15 protein-coding genes and 1 pseudogene are annotated in these 18,122 nt (G+C 62.6%); 11 read left to right on the forward strand and 5 right to left on the reverse strand.

Going from position 1 to position 18,122, the window contains the following annotated elements:
* Positions 1 to 95 precede the first annotated feature (95 nt).
* The 8 genes and pseudogenes from BB934_RS29930 to BB934_RS29965 all read left to right on the forward strand — a co-directional run bounded on the left by BB934_RS29930 (position 96) and on the right by BB934_RS29965 (position 8,158).
* Positions 96 to 572 carry a formate dehydrogenase subunit gamma gene (locus BB934_RS29930; RefSeq protein ID WP_099513561.1) on the forward strand — a complete coding sequence of 159 codons (477 nt, stop codon included), beginning with the start codon at positions 96 to 98 and terminating at the stop codon, positions 570 to 572.
* A complete protein-coding gene (locus BB934_RS29935) occupies positions 569 to 2,125 on the forward strand; it encodes a formate dehydrogenase beta subunit (RefSeq protein ID WP_099513562.1) in 1,557 nt (518 codons plus the stop codon). The genes BB934_RS29930 and BB934_RS29935 overlap by 4 nt, the downstream gene beginning before the upstream one ends.
* A gap of 12 nt (positions 2,126 to 2,137) precedes the next feature.
* A complete protein-coding gene (gene fdhF / locus BB934_RS29940) occupies positions 2,138 to 4,981 on the forward strand; it encodes a formate dehydrogenase subunit alpha (protein ID WP_099513563.1) in 2,844 nt (947 codons plus the stop codon).
* Positions 4,968 to 5,810 carry a formate dehydrogenase accessory sulfurtransferase FdhD gene (gene fdhD / locus BB934_RS29945; RefSeq protein ID WP_237050487.1) on the forward strand — a complete coding sequence of 281 codons (843 nt, stop codon included), beginning with the start codon at positions 4,968 to 4,970 and terminating at the stop codon, positions 5,808 to 5,810. Before fdhF ends, fdhD begins: the two co-directional genes overlap by 14 nt.
* The gene (locus BB934_RS29950; protein ID WP_099513565.1) at positions 5,807 to 6,085 is read left to right on the forward strand and encodes a formate dehydrogenase subunit delta; all 279 of its coding nucleotides are present in this window, start codon (positions 5,807 to 5,809) and stop codon (positions 6,083 to 6,085) included. Before fdhD ends, BB934_RS29950 begins: the two co-directional genes overlap by 4 nt.
* A 152-nt stretch (positions 6,086 to 6,237) precedes the next feature.
* Positions 6,238 to 6,618 (forward strand): hypothetical protein, encoded by a 381-nt coding sequence (locus tag BB934_RS29955; RefSeq protein ID WP_099513566.1) that lies wholly within the window; start codon positions 6,238 to 6,240, stop codon positions 6,616 to 6,618.
* A gap of 530 nt (positions 6,619 to 7,148) precedes the next feature.
* Positions 7,149 to 7,280 (forward strand): annotated as a pseudogene (locus BB934_RS51085) (helix-turn-helix domain-containing protein); the annotation flags it as partial.
* Positions 7,281 to 7,414: 134 nt separating this feature from the next.
* Complete coding sequence (locus BB934_RS29965; protein WP_237050488.1) at positions 7,415 to 8,158, forward strand: IS630 family transposase; 744 nt, start codon at positions 7,415 to 7,417, stop codon at positions 8,156 to 8,158.
* A 920-nt stretch (positions 8,159 to 9,078) separates the two neighbouring features.
* On the opposite strand, the gene BB934_RS29980 is transcribed toward BB934_RS29965, so the two are convergent.
* Entirely contained in the window at positions 9,079 to 10,533 is a 1,455-nt protein-coding gene (locus BB934_RS29980; RefSeq protein WP_099508970.1) for an IS4 family transposase, read from the reverse strand.
* A gap of 203 nt (positions 10,534 to 10,736) precedes the next feature.
* Between BB934_RS29980 and BB934_RS29985 the strand changes: the two genes are divergently transcribed.
* Together BB934_RS29985 and BB934_RS29990 are read left to right on the forward strand one after the other, a co-directional pair.
* Positions 10,737 to 12,005, forward strand: coding sequence for a DUF1254 domain-containing protein (locus BB934_RS29985; protein WP_237050489.1), 1,269 nt, complete (start codon positions 10,737 to 10,739; stop codon positions 12,003 to 12,005).
* Between the two features lie 81 nt (positions 12,006 to 12,086).
* Positions 12,087 to 13,517: a DUF1254 domain-containing protein gene (locus BB934_RS29990; RefSeq protein WP_418294792.1), complete on the forward strand. Its 1,431-nt coding sequence runs from the start codon at positions 12,087 to 12,089 to the stop codon at positions 13,515 to 13,517.
* Positions 13,518 to 13,819: 302 nt separating this feature from the next.
* Here the strand turns inward: BB934_RS29990 and BB934_RS50285 are convergent, their stop codons facing one another.
* The 4 genes from BB934_RS50285 to BB934_RS30005 all read right to left on the reverse strand — a co-directional run bounded on the left by BB934_RS50285 (position 13,820) and on the right by BB934_RS30005 (position 16,882).
* Positions 13,820 to 13,951 carry a hypothetical protein gene (locus tag BB934_RS50285; RefSeq protein ID WP_257792379.1) on the reverse strand — a complete coding sequence of 44 codons (132 nt, stop codon included), beginning with the start codon at positions 13,949 to 13,951 and terminating at the stop codon, positions 13,820 to 13,822.
* Positions 13,952 to 13,967: 16 nt separating this feature from the next.
* Positions 13,968 to 14,234: a hypothetical protein gene (locus tag BB934_RS29995; RefSeq protein WP_099513571.1), complete on the reverse strand. Its 267-nt coding sequence runs from the start codon at positions 14,232 to 14,234 to the stop codon at positions 13,968 to 13,970.
* A gap of 285 nt (positions 14,235 to 14,519) precedes the next feature.
* Positions 14,520 to 15,722, reverse strand: a complete 1,203-nt coding sequence (locus BB934_RS30000; RefSeq protein WP_099513572.1) for an adenylate/guanylate cyclase domain-containing protein — start codon at positions 15,720 to 15,722, stop codon at positions 14,520 to 14,522.
* A 266-nt stretch (positions 15,723 to 15,988) separates the two neighbouring features.
* Positions 15,989 to 16,882, reverse strand: a complete 894-nt coding sequence (locus tag BB934_RS30005; protein ID WP_099513573.1) for a LysR family transcriptional regulator — start codon at positions 16,880 to 16,882, stop codon at positions 15,989 to 15,991.
* Between the two features lie 171 nt (positions 16,883 to 17,053).
* Between BB934_RS30005 and BB934_RS30010 the strand changes: the two genes are divergently transcribed.
* Positions 17,054 to 18,109 (forward strand): alpha/beta hydrolase, encoded by a 1,056-nt coding sequence (locus BB934_RS30010; protein ID WP_099513574.1) that lies wholly within the window; start codon positions 17,054 to 17,056, stop codon positions 18,107 to 18,109.
* Positions 18,110 to 18,122 lie beyond the last annotated feature (13 nt).

Here is an 18,122-nt window from a genome sequence, read left to right on the forward strand (position 1 = left end):
GGTCGTTCGGCTGCCCGATCCATCCGAAAATCCTGGTTGCATACCGCTCTCAAGGCGAGCAGTCTTGGGCAAATTAATAATATTCAGGTGTGGAAATGCCGAGGTTCGGCGATTGGGATCAGGTTCGCGCAAGCGAGATCATCGCGGCGCATGCTTCTCTGGAAGGCCCGGTGCTGCCGATCCTCCACGCTCTCCTGGACGAGTTCGGGCATATTCCCGATGAGGCCATAGCCTTGGTGGCCTCGGGCCTGAACCTGTCGCGGGCCGAGATCCACGGGACCGTCAGCTTCTACCATGATTTCCGCCGCAAGCCCGCTGGCGACCACGTTCTCAAGCTGTGCCGTGCGGAAGCCTGTCAGTCCATGAACGGCCCGCAGCTCGCACGCGATCTGCTGGATGAACTCGGGATCGAATGGGGCGGGACCACGCCTGACGGTGCCTTGACCGTCGAAGGGGTCTATTGCCTCGGGCTGTGCGCCTGTGCCCCTTCCGCGCTTTATGACGGCGATCCCATGGGCAGGCTTGACCGGAAGCGTCTCGACGACGTCGTCCGGGAGGCGCGGGGAACATGACCAGGGTCTTCATCTCGCGGGATGCCGCCTCGCTGTCCCTTGGCGCTGCACGGATCGCCAGGCTGATCGGCGAGGAGTCCCTCGTTCGAGACTTAGCCCTGGAGATCGTGGCGACCGGGTCGCGCGGCCTGTTCTGGCTCGAACCCCTGGTCGAGGTCGAGACGCCCGAGGGACGCGTTGCCTATGGGCCGATCAGTCCCTCGGACATCGGCGGCCTGTTCGATGCCGACTTCCTGTCGGGTGGGGAACACCCTTTGCGCCTCGGCCACCTGGAGGACCAGCCCTACCTCGCCAGGCAGCAGCGGTTGACCTTCGCACGGTGCGGCATCGTCGATCCGCTGTCCGTCGGGGACTACGAGGCTCATGGCGGCTATGCCGGCCTTCGACGCGCGCTGTCCCTGGAGCCGCAGGCCATCGTGGACGAAATCAAGCTTTCGGGGCTGCGCGGACGGGGCGGGGCCGGATTCCCGACTGGGATCAAGTGGGACACGGTCCTTCATGCGCAGGCCGACCGCAAGTACGTCGTGTGCAATGCGGATGAGGGTGACAGCGGCACCTTCGGCGACCGGATGCTCATGGAAGGGGACCCCTTCTGCCTGATCGAAGGCATGACCATCGCCGGCCTCGCCGTCGGCGCCACCAAGGGCTTCATCTACATCCGATCGGAATATCCTCACGCCTACCGGATCATGGTGGAAGCCATCGAGCTCGCCACGAAGGCCGGCTACTTGGGCTCATCCGTGATGGGGTCGGGTCAGGCCTTCACACTGGAAGCGCGGCTTGGAGCGGGCGCTTACATCTGCGGCGAGGAGACGTCCCTCCTGGACAGCCTCGAGGGCAAACGCGGCATGGTGCGGGCAAAGCCGCCACTGCCGGCGATCACAGGCCTCTTCGGCAAGCCGACGCTCATCAACAACACGCTGTCCCTCGCGACTGTGCCGTGGATCCTGGCCAATGGCGCACAGGCTTATGCCGACTTCGGCATGGGGCGCTCGCGCGGCACGCTGCCGGTCCAGCTTGCGGGCAATATCACACGCGGCGGCCTCATCGAATTGGCATTCGGGGTCACCTTGCGGGAGATCATTGAGGATTTCGGCGGTGGGACCGCGACGGGGCGTCCCGTGAAGGCCGTACAGGTCGGAGGACCGCTGGGGGCCTATTTCCCGGCCTCCATGCTGGACCTTCCCCTGGATTACGAGACACTCGCCGCGGAGAAGGGGCTCCTCGGTCACGGCGGCATCGTCGTGTTCGACGATACCGTCGATCTCTCGAGGCAAGCCCGCTTCGCCTTCGAATTCTGCGCAGCCGAGAGCTGCGGCAAGTGCACGCCGTGCCGCGTCGGCGCGGTGCGTGGGGTCGAGGTCATGGACCGGATCATCGCCGGGATCGAGCCCGAGAAGAACTTCGAGGTTCTCGAGGATCTCTGCACCCTCATGACCGACGCTTCGCTCTGCGCCATGGGAGGGTTGACGCCCTTGCCCGTAATGAGCGCGTTGACCCATTTCCCCGAGGATTTCGACAAGGCCCCGCAGGTTCCCGCGGCCGCCGAGTGATGGAGAGCAGTGATGGCTCTGATCAAGGAAGTCGACTACGGCACGCCGATCCGCAGGACGGACAAGGCGGTGACGCTGACCATCGACGGCCAGCCGGTCACGGTGCCGGCAGGCACCTCAGTGATGGCCGCAAGCATGATGCTGGGAACCGAGATTCCCAAGCTCTGCGCCACGGATTCGCTGGAGCCCTTCGGCTCCTGTCGTCTCTGCCTCATCGAGATCGACGGGCGGCGCGGAACGCCCGCGTCGTGCACCACACCTGCCGAAGAGGGCATGGTCGTGCACACGCAAACCGATCGGCTCGCAAGGCTCCGTCGCGGCGTGATGGAGCTCTATATCTCGGATCATCCGCTCGACTGCCTCACCTGTTCCGCGAACGGCGATTGCGAGCTCCAGGACATGGCGGGCGCCGTCGGCCTGCGCGAGGTCCGGTACGGCTATGATGGGGCCAACCATCTCGATGCGCCGAAGGATGTGTCCAATCCGTATTTCACCTTCGAGGACTCCAAGTGCATCGTCTGCTCCCGTTGCGTGCGGGCCTGCGAGGAAGTGCAGGGCACCTTCGCCCTGACGATCCAGGGGAGGGGTTTCGACTCCCGCGTCTCGCCGGGCGGATTGGATTTCTTCGGGTCCGAGTGCGTCTCCTGCGGCGCCTGCGTGCAGGCCTGCCCGACAGCCACCCTCAATGAGAAGAGCGTGATCGAACTCGGCACGCCCGAGCATTCGGTCATCACCACCTGCGCCTATTGCGGTGTCGGCTGCTCGTTCAAGGCGGAGATGAAGGGAAACACCGTCGTCCGGATGGTGCCGTACAAGGACGGCAAGGCCAACGAAGGGCATTCCTGCGTCAAGGGACGCTTCGCCTGGGGCTATGCCACGCACAGGGACCGCATCACCAAGCCCATGACCCGTGAAAGGATCACGGATCCATGGCGCGAGGTCTCGTGGCAGGAAGCGATCGACCATGCCGCCAGCGGGTTCAAGCGCATCCAGGCAAAGTACGGCCGCGACTCCATCGGCGGCATCACGTCCTCCAGATGCACGAACGAGGAGACATTCCTCGTCCAGAAGCTCGTCCGCACCGGCTTCGGCAACAACAATGTCGATACCTGCGCCCGCGTCTGCCATTCGCCGACCGGATACGGTCTGAAGACGACCCTCGGCACGTCGGCTGGGACCCATGACTTCGCATCGGTGGACCAGGCGGATGTCATGATCGTGATCGGGGCCAACCCGACCGACGGGCATCCGGTCTTCGCCTCCCGCATGAAGCGGCGGCTGCGCGAGGGGGCTCACCTCATCGTCATCGATCCGCGCCGGATCGATCTCGTGAGATCGCCCCACATCGAGGCCGATTATCACCTCCCCCTGAAGCCCGGGACCAACGTGGCGATGATCAACGCGCTCGCGCACGTGATCGTGACGGAGGGTCTGGTCGACGAGGAATACGTGCGCGAGCGGTGCGAGCTCGATGCCTTCGAGTCCTGGGCCCGCTTCATTGCCGACGACCGTCATTCCCCCGAGGCCGTCGCGGACATCCTGGGGGTTCCTGCCGCGGATGTGCGAGGCGCGGCCCGGCTCTACGCGTCCGGCGGGAATAGCGCGATCTATTTCGGGCTTGGCGTCACAGAGCACAGCCAGGGCTCGACCATGGTGATGGGCATGGCAAACATCGCCATGGCGACCGGCAACATCGGGAAGCCCGGCTGCGGCGTGAATCCGCTGCGCGGGCAGAACAATGTCCAGGGCTCATGCGACATGGGCTCTTTCCCGCATGAGTTCTCAGGCTATCGCCACGTCTCCGACGATGCGACGCGGCAGATGTTCGAGGCTTTCTGGGGGGTAGACCTCCTGAAAGAGCCCGGCCTGCGCATTCCCAACATGCTCGATGAGGCGGTGTCCGGATCGTTCAAGGCCCTCTACATCCAGGGCGAGGACATTGCTCAATCCGATCCCGATACGCAGCACGTGACCGCTGGCTTGAGGGCCATGGAATTCGTGGTGATCCAGGACATCTTCCTGAACGAAACCGCCAAATATGCCCACGTCTTCCTGCCCGGCTCCTCCTTCCTTGAGAAGGACGGGACCTTCACCAATGCGGAACGACGCATCAACCGCGTGCGGAAAGTGATGCCGCCCCTAGGCGAGTTGGCGGATTGGGAGGTCACGATGGCACTCTCGAATGCCCTCGGGTATCCGATGCACTATACGCATCCCGGCGAGATCATGGACGAAATCGCAAGCCTTACGCCGACCTTCGCAGGCGTATCTTATGACAAGCTCGATCAGCTCGGATCGATCCAGTGGCCGTGCAACGAGGCTGCCCCGGCCGGAACGCCGATGATGCACGTAGGTCGCTTCGTCCGCGGCAAGGGCAAGTTCATGATCACGGATTTCGTCCCCACCGAGGAGCGTACGGGGCCGCGTTTCCCGCTGATCCTGACGACCGGCCGCATCCTGTCGCAATACAATGTCGGCGCCCAGACGAGGCGCACGGAGAACAGCCGCTGGCACGAAGAGGACGTGCTTGAGATCCATCCCTTCGATGCGGAAAGCCGGGGGATCGTGGACGGCGACCTCGTGTCCCTCGAGAGTCGCTCGGGCGACATTGCCTTGCGGGCGCAGATCAGCGAGCGGATGCAGCCGGGTGTCGTCTACACGACATTTCACCACGCGAAGACCGGTGCGAACGTGATCACGACCGATTACTCCGACTGGGCGACGAACTGTCCGGAGTACAAGGTCACGGCGGTGCAGGTGCGCCGCACGAACAGGCAAAGCGACTGGCAGGCCCGGTTCTATGAAGAGGATGTCGCACTCAAGCGCATCGACGCGAATGCCCATGCTGCTGAGTGAAGACAACCCGCATTTCCTTGAGGCGGTGGACGCGCCTGCCACCGTCCTCCGCTTTGGGAGGGGCGAGCCCATTCGTGGCCTTCGCGTAATCCCCTCAGAAGTGCCGGTCAATTTCGTGTATGGCGGCATTCCGTTCGCCGTCATGATGGCATCGCCATCCGACTTGGATGACTTCACCGTGGGCTTCAGCCTGACGGAAGGCGTAATTCAAGCCCCGGACGATATCCGCGGAATTCGCATCGAGCCGGAAGAGAAGGGCTTGAGGGTCGCCGTTGATCTTGTACCTGACAGACTGCATGAACATCTGGCTCGTAGGCGCGTGCTGTCAGGGCGGACCGGCTGCGGGTTGTGCGGGATCGATGATCTCGACGCGCTGCCTCAAGCGCGCTTGCTCAGCGGACCTGCGCCGAGCGTTTCTCTCAGGGCCATTCGAGCGGCGTTGGCAGCGCTCGACAGTAAGCAGGTGCTGAATCAGCGGACCCATGCGGTTCATGGAGCAGCTTGGGCTGACATGAATGGGACGCTTGTTTGCGTGCGTGAGGATGTCGGCCGTCACAATGCCCTCGATAAGCTCATCGGCGCGCTATGCCGCGCCGGCACGAAGCCTGACGGCGGTTTCGTGATCGTCACGAGCCGCTGTTCCTTCGAGCTGGTCGAGAAGGTCGCCGTATTCGGGGCGAGAACATTGATTGCAATTTCCGCTCCGACATCCCTGGCTCTGGAACGAGCCCGACGTCTCGATATGACACTCATTGCAATCGCACGGCACGATTCCGTGACCGTCTTCCATGGCCTGGAACACATTCACAGTGAGGATGGCTTGACATGAGTATCGAGAAGCTCATCCGAATGGCCAATCAGATCGCCAGCTTCTTCCGTTCCTATCCGGAAGATCAGGCTCTCAAGGGTATCCACGACCACATTGTGGCCTTCTGGACACCGGGCATGCAGAGAGCGCTGTTATCCTGCGCGGGCCAAGATGATGGAAAACTCGATCCGCTTGTCGTGAAAGCGATGGTCGATGCCCCGTCAGGGAAGAACCCGATCGAAAAGGAAGTCGCCGGTCCGGAGACGGTAGGAGAATTGGGGAGTGATGCTGGGTAAGGTTGTTTCGTGCCATCGTCCACTGCCGCTCCGGGAGCGTGCGACAGTGACATAGCTATGCCAGGGTCCGCGGGCAAATTGGCGGCAATGCCGAGAGGATCCCTCCATTACGTCGGTCATGGGGACCGACTTCGCCTGAGCGGGAGGCCGACATGGCCCAAAAAACCTTAATTCTACTGTGCGCTGGGCTCTGCATTGGTCTTCCTGCCGGTGCAGCGGAGGACAGGGCGGTGGCGGCTCTCGCCCAGGACCTAAAGGAGCATGCGCCATCCCAGTGGGAGGTCCGCGTGCGTTGGCGGGACGGCCGGCTCCTCGCAACGATCATGCCGCAACCGTACCAGACGGCCTTCGATCTCTGGTACGCGCCTTCGAGGATGATCGCAGCACTCACGGATCTCTGCCCAGGCGCCAACGCGGAGATCTGGAGCCTCGTCGGATCGGAGCACGACATCGTTCTCGAACCAAGCGTCGGAGGAAAGACTGCTCCAGGAACTCGCGTCAGTTGCCGCAAGGCATTGCTGAATAAGTCCTGACCGGCTGTGTGACGATCCGAAAGGGGACTGCTACACGCCGTCGTACCGTTCCCATATGAGAGGATGCGGCACGTGGAAGGTTAGCCAATCCATGTTATGCTATATTCGAAGGTAGAGAAGTGATTGCGAGTAGGCACCCATCCATGGGTTGGACGCCGGGCGGCGAGAGTCGTGGAGACCGACCTGCGCGATCGTCCGCCACACAGCGTATCAGACTTCGTACAATCATAGGTGGGGTGCTCTCATGCGTCATCTGTTCATGTCGTGCCTTGTCCTGACAACGTTCGCCTCCTCAGTCATGCCGGCCGTCGCCGATGACCAGGCCGAGTGCACCGCCGGCATTGCCATGATCAAGGCGGAGCTCGACAAGAAGCCGCCGCAGTCGACACTCACCGCACTACAGCTAAGCAGGTTTCAGCGGGGTGGCCAACGGATGCTGTCTGTGATTCCATCTCATAGTTTGGTTCGGGATGCGGATCATGGCGGGCAAATCCCCTGTTGTCGCAAGCGCCGCGCAGCGGCGTGAGCTCATGGCTCTCAGCCACTCGCGCGATCGGGGCGAGGCGGATCGGGCGCGGGCGCTCCTGCTGACCCTGGCGGGCTGGACGAGCCCGCGGATCGCCGAGGCCTTCGGCGTGCGCGAGGATACCGTGCGGCTCTGGCGCAGCGCTTTCATGACGGGTGGGGTCGACGCGCTGCGGCGATCCGTTGCCCCGGGACCGGCACCGGTCAAGGCCGAGCGGGCGCTCGCTGTAGCCGAGGCGGTTCTGGCGGGATCGGTCGCAAATCGCCCCAATTGGACCTTGCCGCGGCTGGCCGACGAGATCGAGAAGCGCTCCGGCGTGCGCATCTCGCGCTCACGGCTCTCGGTCGTGTTGCGCCAAAAGGGGATTTCCGCTGGCGCCGGCCGCGCCATACCCTGAAGGGCCGCCAGGATGCAGACGCCGTGGACCGCGCTGGCCTGCGCCGCAAGCTCCTGAAGGCGCAGGCCGAGGCGGGCGATATCGTGCTCTTGTTCGGGGATGAATCCGAAGCGCTCACCCACCCCTATCTCGCCCATGCTTGGGCCAAGAAGGGCGCGGATCTGCGCATTCCAGCGCCCGGCCAAGCCGCCAAGGTGGCGATGCTCGGTCTGCTCGACTGGGCCCCGCGGGACCTGATCGTGCGCACCAGCCGGAGCAAGCGCAGTGCCGATTTTATCGCGCTGCTGGACCAGATCGACACGCAGTATGGCCCAACGTCCGCTCGTGCGACGAAGCCGATCGTGCTCGTCCTCGATAATGGCCCGATCCACACCAGCAAGGCGACGCGCGCCGCCCTCGCCGAGCGGGCGCCCTGGCTCACGGTCGAATGGCTGCCAAAGTACGCTCCCGAACTCAACGACATCGAAGAGCTCTGGCGCGATCTGAAGCAGCATCATCTTGCTCACCAGACTTTCGCGGGTCCAGAGAACCTCGATGATGCCATCCACGAGGCGGTCGCGATGCTCAATTGCGAGCGAAGTCGCCATCCGTTGGCCAACCACCGAATCGCTGCTTAGCGCTGGGGAGCGCCGAACGCGAGTTGAAGGAGGCGGAGTTCGACGAATGTGTCGATGCCGTCGACGACGCCAAGAACCTCGGCTCAGATCGTCTCTGGCTCCGATCAACTTCCCTGCACGGCGGATGTCATTGGGAAGCGTGCCGTCAGCATTCAGCATCCTGACTGGCGCGGCGGATTCGATCTTGATATGGAGCAAGGCGCAATGACGCGCCGCGCATTCCTGGAGCGGTGTGCAGGCGAAAGGGCACTTGTATCAACCTACCACCTGCCGTTTCCGGGACTTGGCCATGTTGCCAGAGCAGGGGCCGCATTCATTTGGGTTCCTGGCGATGGGCAGTGGGACGGCGTAAGTCCAAAGTGACGGATCCGTCTCGGATGTAGGAGGGTCCAAAAGGTACTGCCATTCGCCTCTACAGGAGTGGGGTCGCCGTAAGCGGAGGGTGGGTTTGGAAGGTCTCTTAGTGGCACGAGGCGGAAGTAGGCCAGTGGTCCGCTTAATAGAGGGACACCAGACCTTCTGAATGGGCAGGAGATTTCTCAGCCTGACCCTCTGCCGACCTTCCATCGGCCGCAGTCGGGAGAACAGGCACCTTCAACGGCCGTAGGAAACAAGGGTTTGCCAGTCCCGATCTCAGGGTTTTCCCCGATACCGAATGCCATCCGCAGCACTATCCTGTAGCGATCTATGTCAACTCAGGCCGAGCACGGCAACAGGCTCACGAGAGGATATGCCATGTCATCAGGAAACAGGGGCAGCCGTTCTGTTATCCCGCTGGCACTCGCCCTCTGTTGGGCGTTCAGCGGTCCTTTGTCGGCTGCTGAGACCTACGAGGACAGGTTGCTGACGACGCCGGCCACACCCGAGGTGCTGGCCAAGGGGCTTGAGGCCGATGGGTACCAGCTTGGTGTCTCTTTCAATTACCCATAGATTTGCGCCCCAATCCTAGCGCCGAGTTCGATATCCATCAGGCGGGATAGTCCTCTCCACATGACGGTGTTTCCTGGCGGAGGATCATGGCCACGGGCAAGGTAGCCGCCCATGCGGGCGATCTTAGTTAAATAGTAGGCGAGCGTCTTGCTCCGCAGCAGCACCTGGCCCTTGTCTCGCACCAGCTCGTCGAGCAGGTCCATTTCCAAGTCCGTCAAGGCCAGCCGCGGCGGCACGTCCGGAACAACACGATTGAGCATCGTCATCCAGAAGATCCGCCAGCTCAGGATGCAGTAGATGCTGAGCAGGTTCACCAGGCGCTCGGCCGTTCTCAGCTTGGTCTCCTCCGCTCGGCACCCGGACTTGAGGATCTTGTGGAACAGCTCGACCTTCCAGCGCATGGCGTACCAGTCGAGCATCTGGATCGCGTCCGCGCGGGATCGTACCGGCAGATCCGTGATCAGCTTCCAGTCGATCCGCGCCCGGTCTTTGGGTGGATGACGCTCCTGTGCGTGGATCACCGTCAGGCTCAGGGCTGGATAGCGCTTCTGCTTGCCGATCGGAGGCAGGATGTGGATCCGGCGGTATTTGAGCTCTACGGTGGCAAGGCTCACATCGCCTTTCGGGCTGCGAACTTCGACCTGATGCCGTCCTTTGACCTTCACCTCTGCCATCTCGTCCGCGATGGTGTGCTGGCCATCGCCCGCCAACCGATCCACGCAGGTTCGGACCAGGAAGTGCGTGCTCAGAGCCTGAGCCGTGCAGAAGAACTCGTCGATGTCGTTCTCCCGGTCGCCGATATGGATGCAGCGCTCAGGAGCACCGAACAGCGCCACGGACTGCCTCATGCACTCCAGCCAGCGGATACTCTCCTTCTGATCGATGGGCACCCGGGTCGGGTTGATCTTGCGTTTGAGCGTCCGGGCGCCCTTGAACTGAGGCCTCGTCCAAAACTTGATCGCCGAAAGCCCCAGCGGCAGCCCATCCGCGGTCACAGCCAGGCAAGAGTGCATGAGCAGCCCGCAGACCGTGTGCATCCTGGAGCGACCTTCCTTGTCCCGGCCGCTGTTGACCCGGCGGGTCGCACCAATCCGTTCAGGCTGTGCTCTTTCGTAGGACAGTTCGGTTGTGTCCTGAATGACCAAGATAGGGCCACCGAAGGCGGCAAAGCGGGTTCGGGTGGCTTGGAAATGGCCCTGAAGGATCTCATGGTCGGAAACTTTGGGATTGGACAGGAAGCGGTAGGCCGCTTTGGTGTTAGCCCAATCCTGGCAGGCCAGCGGAAGGCTGCCGCCAATGGCACCGGCCATGTGGGTCAGGAGCTTGCGCAGGCGCTGGCCGAGACGATTGTCCCGAAAGCGGCACCCAGCGAGTTCCTGATCGACCCAGGAAATAACATTGGCTGCCTCTCCCAGAGGATGCGTCGGAAGAGACGTCTTTGTCATGGCCCAGCTCCCGCGCCGCCTCGTGGGAGCGAATAGGAGGCCGTCCGGCGTATGCCCGGCGCGCAGAGATCAGCGAGATCACGGGAAAGCCGAGACAGAGCCCTGTCCATGGGACACCTCTCACAGATGAGGAGATGCTCACCAAGGAATCACGCTTGGTGCTGGTCAGGCAAGCACTGCTGCTAAGTCAGAAATGTGGGTAATTGAAAGTTGGTGTCTCCGTCTACACCTGGGGCTATCCCCTGGTGCGCATGGAGCGGGTGATCCGCGACTACACCGATGTCCCGTCCCCCAAACCCGCCACAAGCTACCGGGCACCCCTGAACACGATCGGGTGGGCCGCCGAACTCGCCACGCCCGCGGCAAAGGACATGCCCACGGCGAACAACGACACGTTCTACATGAGCGCGGTCGTCAAGCTCGACACCCCGTACATCCTGTCCGTCCCGGACACGGGCGACCGCTACTACGTGGTCAACGTCTTCAACATGTGGCAGGAGCTCGAGCACTATCTCGGTCGCCGCACCACAGGCACGAAGGCCGAACGCTACGCCATTGTGCCGCCGGGCTGGTCCGGACAGCTCCCAAGCGACGTCGAGCGCCTTGATGTCACGACGGACAAGGTCTGGCTCTGGGGCCGCTTGCGGATCGCGCAGGGCGAGCCTGCAGCTCCCGTGCTCGACCTCCAGAAGCAGTTCCGCCTCGAACCTCTCGGAGCCTCTGCGGGCACGGCAGGCGTAAATGCGTTGCCGCCTCTGCCGTCGATCGCCGGGGACGATCTTGGCTTCCTGAAGCATCTCGCCGTTGCCCTGAAGGCGAACCGGATCAAGCCCGCCGATCAGGCGCTGTTCGCCCAGTTCGCCCGCATCGGGCTGACATCCGACGGCTTCGATCCCGCCAAGCTGTCGGAGCCTGCTCGCAAGGGGCTGCTGCGCGGCCTGGAAGACGGCCCTGCCGCGGCCATCTCGTCCTTTGCCAGCACGGCCACCAAGCGGAATGGCTGGGACTGGGTCACCGGGCTCGACAGCTTTGGCTTCAACTATCCGCTGCGGGCGATGGTGGCCGGACCCTATCTCGGTGGCAACGGCGAGCGCGAGGCGATGTACCCGATCCGCTACAAGGACGCGGACGGCAACGTGCTGAACGGCGCGAACCGCTACCTCGTCAGGTTCGACCGCGAGCCGCCCGTCGACGCGTTCTGGTCGCTTACCATGTACAACGCCTCCGACAAGATGCTGGTCGAGAACCCGATCGACCGCTTCAAGGTCGGCACCGACACCAGGGGCCTGAAGCGGGCCGCGGACGGCTCGATCACGATCCCGATTCAGGTCGAGGCCCCGCAAGGCGACGCAGCGGCCAACTGGCTGCCGGCACCGACAGGCGACTTCTACGTGATCCTGCGGCTCTACCAGCCGAGCGACGAGATCCTGAATGGTACCTACCAGTTGCCGCAGATGCGAAAGGTCCAATAGCAGACGCTCGGGGGAGAGGACCATCCGATCCGAGGAGATCGACATATGCGTATGTTCCACACATTGGTGGCACTTGGCGCCATGCTCGCAGCCTTTCTCACTATCCCGGCAACGCAGGCTCAGGATGGCATGGAACCTCTCGGCGGGCAGCCTCCGGAAGGCGCGACCGCCTCGGTCAAGGACTTCGACTACCAGATCAAGTACCAACGCGCGTTCGAGGCGGTGCTGTGGAACATGCCTGCAATCGCGATCTACAGCTTCAGGCGGGCGGCGTTCGACAACCTCGGCATCAGGGACAACGACATCGTTGCCTACTCTGCGCCCGCCACCCCGAAGCTCGAAGCGATCACCGCTAACAGCACGACGCCCTACATCACCGCCTTCACGGACCTGCGACAGGGTCCGGTGGTGCTGGAGGTGCCCGCTGCAAGCGCCGAGGGCAGCGTCTACGGCCAGGTGGTCGATGCCTGGCAGTTCACGATTGCCGATGTCGGCCCGTCCGGCATCGACAAGGGTCAAGGCGGCAAGTTCCTGTTCACCCCGCCCGGCTATCAGGGCGCAATTCCGCCAGGGTACATCCACGTGACCTCGCCGAACTTCCGGATCGCGTTGGCCTTCCGGTCAGTGCCCGCGCCAGGGAAGAGCGCGGCCGATGCCTACCAATACAGCAAGAAGTTGAGGATGTACTATCTGTCCGAGGCCGGCAGCCCCCCGGAGCAGCGGTTCGTCGATCCCATCGACAAGCGGTATCCGACCCTTCCGTTCTATGATGGTCGTCACTTCGAGGACATGCACGCCATCCTGAGTGTCGAACCGGTCAACCCTCAGGACAAGGTGATGATGGGCATGCTGACCTCACTCGGTATCGAGAAGGGCAAGCCCTTCAGCCCGGACGAGACGGCCAAGAGGGCCATGCAGCAGGCGGCGATTGATGCCTGGTTTTACATGCAGCACTGGTTCGACAACATGCCCAGGGAGAAATTCTATTGGCCCGACCGGCACTACGCATCGCTACTCCAGGCCGATGCGAACAGGACCTTCACGTTCGGCTATGACAATCACATCGACCTGATCGGCCGCGCTGCCGAGTACTTCTGGTGCACCTACATGCCCAAGGAACTCAGCGATACGCCGGCGACGCAGTACCTGATGGCGATGGCCGACAAGGACGGCAAGCTCCTGCAAGCCGGCAAGCTCTACAAGATCGATGTGCCTGCCGACATGCCCGTCAAGCAGTTTTGGGCCCTGACGGTCTACAACCGCGCCACCATGTCCTTCATCTACAGCGACTCCAACCGCACGACGCTGTCCTCGTACGACCTCGACGGGATGAGGAAGAACGCCGACGGCAGCGTGACGATCTATGTCGGCCCGAAGCCGCCGCAGGGGCTCGAAGCCAACTGGATCCCGACCGCGGAGAAACGGCCGTTGCCGGCCATGCGGTTCTATGGCGGCACCGAGGCCCTCAACAATAAGACGTTCAAGATGCCGGACTTCGAACTCGTCGAGTGATGGAAGGCCGGCGCCGCGCCGCGAGCCGAGAGTGATTATCGATCTCGGACGCGCCAGGCCTGAATGTGCAGGCGAGGAACCTGGAGCCGGCCGTATTTACCTTCCTGTTCCCGGGATGAGCTGGTGGGCAGCAAGAGATCTACGGGGAGGCTTTCGCGGAGTAGGCGCGAAGGTCAGCAAATGGCACGGGGCTGACCTTAGCCGTACTTCCGTACTGCTGGGATGAGCCGACTTTCGTTCAGGCCTGCGGTACTACCGAGGTTGACCCGCTGCGGACCTTCGGGACACATGAGCTTTCAGGTCTAGTCTGTCTCGATGGTGGACGCGTGGCTCAGGTCGCCGTGCGAGACCGGACCCAGGACGCGAACCGCAGATACACCATCATCCCAGAGCGTGGCATCCGCCATGAAGTCGGGAATGAGGACGGTGCTCATCGTTCTGCCTGGGCCCTTACGGCTGCGTGTCGCGGATGCGCAGCCTGCCTACCACAAGCTCGTCGATTTCCAGATGGCTGATCCGCGCCTTGCCGATCGCCAGCCGCCCGATCGCCAGCGCACCGATGGCAATCGCTCCAATGGCCACGGCACCGAGCGCAAAGGCACCGACCGAAGATGCGCCGATCCCTGTCACGCCAAGGGCAACGCCTTTCCTGGCGATAAGATCATAGGCCAGAGGGTTACCACCAACCTCATGACGTCTTGTGCGACCGCTCCTCATGCTGCTCTCCTCAATTCTTGAAACATCCGGGTTGGGCGGAGACCCCGGTCAATCTGTTCCAGGAGGGCTTAAGGTCCGCACAGGGAACCCAGACCTCCGGGAAGAGCGGCGGCTTTCGGGATCGGCTCGCATTGAACGATACTCGAACTCCTGCACAAAGCAGACCCCACTCGATGAATTGAAGACTTTGCCCGGTATGATCTTTCCCTCGGGCCAGCGCTGTTTTGCGACGCAGTTGGACGCTCCGCCATCAACCGGATTAAGTTCCGGGCTGTGTTCCGGGCTTTATCTCGAGGTCAGCCCTTGGTCCTCCCGAAGCCCTCGGTCCGGTGCGATCAGCTCGAAGACCGCCTGCTCGTCGGGGATCCCTGGCAGCGTGAACGTTCCAAGCGGCCGGGTGGTGTCGCTCGGAAAGCAGGCTGCGACCTCCCGGGAACACACCGCGGCCGAGTTTGTGCTCTTGGCGACCGCCTCCAGCCGGCTGACAAAGTTGACCGTGGGGCCCACGACCGTGAAGTCCAGCCGATCCGGGCTGCCGATGTTGCCGTAGATCACAGGGCCGACGTGCAAGCAGCCGACAAAGTGCATCCCCACGATCGACTCGGCGTTGAGCAAGGCCGCTTCCAGCGCCCGACGCGCGCGAGTGCTCGCCGTCTCCCGTCCGCCGTCCTCAACCGGAAAGATGGCCAGCACGCCGTCGCCGATGAACTTCAGCACATCCCCGCCCTCGGCTCGAACCGCGGTGACCACCAGTTCCTGGTACTGGCCGAGGCGCTCCAGCAGCGCATTGGGAAGCAACTGCTCCGAGAGTAGGGTGTATCCACGCAGATCGGTCAGCAACACGGCGGCTTCGATCGCAACCTGATCACCGCGGCGGATAGCGCCAGCGGCAATGCGCTCGGCCGGACCATCGCCAAGGTAGGTTCGCAGAAGGCTCTCGGCAGAACGGCGCATCGCGGCAGGTTCGAGCGCTGCTGCCAGGAACGGGCTAAGCCTCTCGATCAGCGCGATGGCCTCTTGACTGAACCCGCCTGAAGCATCGGTGGTGAACGCAGCCCCTTGGACCGAGCCATCCCCATAGATGATCGGCAGAGCCAGATAGTCTGTGCTGCCATCCTCAGCAAGCTCGAAGAGCACCGGATGGTCACGGGCTGGATTGAGATCGCGCAGGGAGCGGTAAAAGCGGGTCCGCGTCTTAATCACATGTTCGAAAGGGCTGCCGGTGAATGCGCTTGTCGCGAGGACACTGCGGGGGACGGTGTACTCTTCGGCTCCGGTTTCGCGCATCCAGATCACTCCCCAGGCTCCGAGCAGAGGATTGATCAGCCGCTGCCCGACCCGCACCCGCCAGAGCGGGATTCCTGTGGCTACGAGCCGATCACAGGTTTGGGCAACGATTTCGACCGGGGAGAGAGCCACTCGTGCCGTAGCCACCAGCCAGGTGGCGGCTTCGGTGACATTGAAGTCGAGGAACCGCTGATGGGGCATGGCGTATCCCGCCGGTGGGTTGCGATGTCAGAAGGGAGTAGGAAACTCGCTCAAAGGGATCCCCACGATTATCTGGCTAGAGCCGTCACGACACAACCCTGCGTAACGGCAACTCCTGGCACCTCTCGGAAGTAAACCGAATGGCAGCTCTGGAAGGGAACGCCGGATGTTCTGGCGGACAGCAGAATTCGCGAGTTGACCCAAAGCGGGCATTTCATGGAATAGCGCACCGCTGCCACAGCCTATGGGCCGAGGGTTTGCTGCATTCAGCCGCGAAAGCGAAGCGCTTCCAGCACGACAGCAAACGCGGGGGCATGTTGACGGCTGCTTGGGTAATAGAGGTGGTAGCCCGGATACGGTTCGCACCAATCTTCCAGGACCCGTACGAGCTGCTTTCTCGCAATCTGCTCTTCGACGAGGTCCTCGGGTAGGTAAGCCAGCCCAAGCCCGTCCAAGACGGCATTGCGTGCAAGCTCCAGGCTGTTGACAGCAACCTGCCCCTCGACGCGCACGTTGATTTCGCGTCCGCGCTTCTCGAATTCCCAGGGAAAATACCCACCTCGCGTGACCCGTCGCAGGTTGATGCAGCGGTGATTGGTGAGGTCTTCCGGACGCTTTGGCACAGGATGCGTCTTGAAATAATCCGGCGTTCCGACGATCGCCTGCCGCATTTCCGGGCCGATGCGTACCGCGATCATATCCTTCTCGACGAACTCGCCCACCCGGACACCGGCATCGAAACGTGCGCTCACGATGTCGGTGAGGCCCTCGTCAGTCACGAGTTCGATCGTAATGTCAGGGTAGTCGCGCATCACTTTCGAGAGCCGTGGCCAGAGCACGGTCTCGGCCGCATGCTGGGTCGACGTGATGCGAACGATGCCTGACGGCTTGTCCCTCAGCTGCGTGAGCGCCAAGAGGCTTCCTTCGATCTGCGCGAACTGCGGCTCGATGCTGCGCAGCAGGCGCTCGCCGGCCTCGGTAGGCGCGACGCTGCGCGTGGTCCGGTTCAGGAGCCGCAGCCCCAACCGCTCCTCGAGCCCTCTCATGGCCTGGCTCAGGGCTGGCTGGGAGACGCCGAGCCGGACCGCAGCCCGGGTAAAACTGCCCTCGCGCGCGACGGTGATGAACGCGACCAGATCGCTAACATTCTCCCGAAACATTCATAACCTCTGCTTATAGGCTCAAGATCGATATAGCATCTAATCCTATGAGTTCGCAGCCGCTAAATTGAATTCTGCGCCAGGCAACGTGCTTGGCCTGAGCAGTATCCGTGCTGGGTGAACACACCCCCGGACGGATCAGCCCCATGGGATTCAAGGAAGGACGATGAGATGAAGGAATTCGCCTTAAGCCTCGCAATCATGCTGGGATCCGTCTCCGGCTTCGCTGTCAGCGCCTCTCCGGCATCGGCTCAGGACATGTCGAACGGTGCTGCCAACTTCTACAAGAGCGATCGGGTCGACGTGAAGAGCGTCACCTTCCGCAACCAGTACAACATGATGGTGACGGGTCATCTCTTCACGCCCAAGGACATGCGGCCGAACGTGAAGCTGGCCGCGATCGTCGTCGGGCACCCGATGGGCGCGGTGAAGGAGCAGAGCGCCGATCTCTATGCCACCAAGATGGCCGAGCAGGGGTTCGTGACGCTCTCCATCGACCTATCCTTCTGGGGCGAGAGCGAGGGCAATCCCGGTCACCTGGTCGCCCCGGATATCTATACCGACGACTTCAGTGCCGCGGTGGACTTCCTGAGCACGCAGTCCTTCGTCGATCAGGAGCGCATCGGCGCGCTCGGCATTTGTGGCAGCGGCAGCTTCGTCATCAGCGCAGCCAAGATCGATCCGCGCATGAAGGCGATCGCAACCGTCAGCATGTACGACATGGGCGCCGCCTTCCGGAATGGGTTGAAGCAGTCAGTCACGATCGAACAGCGCAAAGACTTCATTCAGAAGGCAACGGCTCAGCGCCTGGTCGAATTCGCCGGTGGTGAGACGCAGTACATTCCGGGCACAGTCAACGAGCTCACTGAGAGCACCGATCCGATCCAGCGCGAGTTCTTCGATTTCTACCGGACGCCCAGAGGCGCCTACACTCCGAAGGGGCAGCAGGCGGAACTGACCACGAAGCCGACCCTGAGCAGCATCGTCAAGTTCGCGAACTTCTACCCGTTCAACGACATCGAGACGATCTCACCGCGGCCGATGCTCTTCATCACGGGCGACAAGGCGCATTCGCGGGAGTTCAGCGAGGATGCCTACAAGCGGGCAGGCGAGCCGAAGGAGCTCTACATCGTTCCGAACGCAGGTCACGTCGACCTCTACGACCGGGTGAACCTGATCCCGTTCGAGAAGCTGACCGACTTCTTCCGCGGGAAGCTGAGCTCGTAAGCGCCGAGCTGAC

The organism is Microvirga ossetica (assembly GCF_002741015.1).
GTDB lineage: Bacteria > Pseudomonadota > Alphaproteobacteria > Rhizobiales > Beijerinckiaceae > Microvirga > Microvirga ossetica.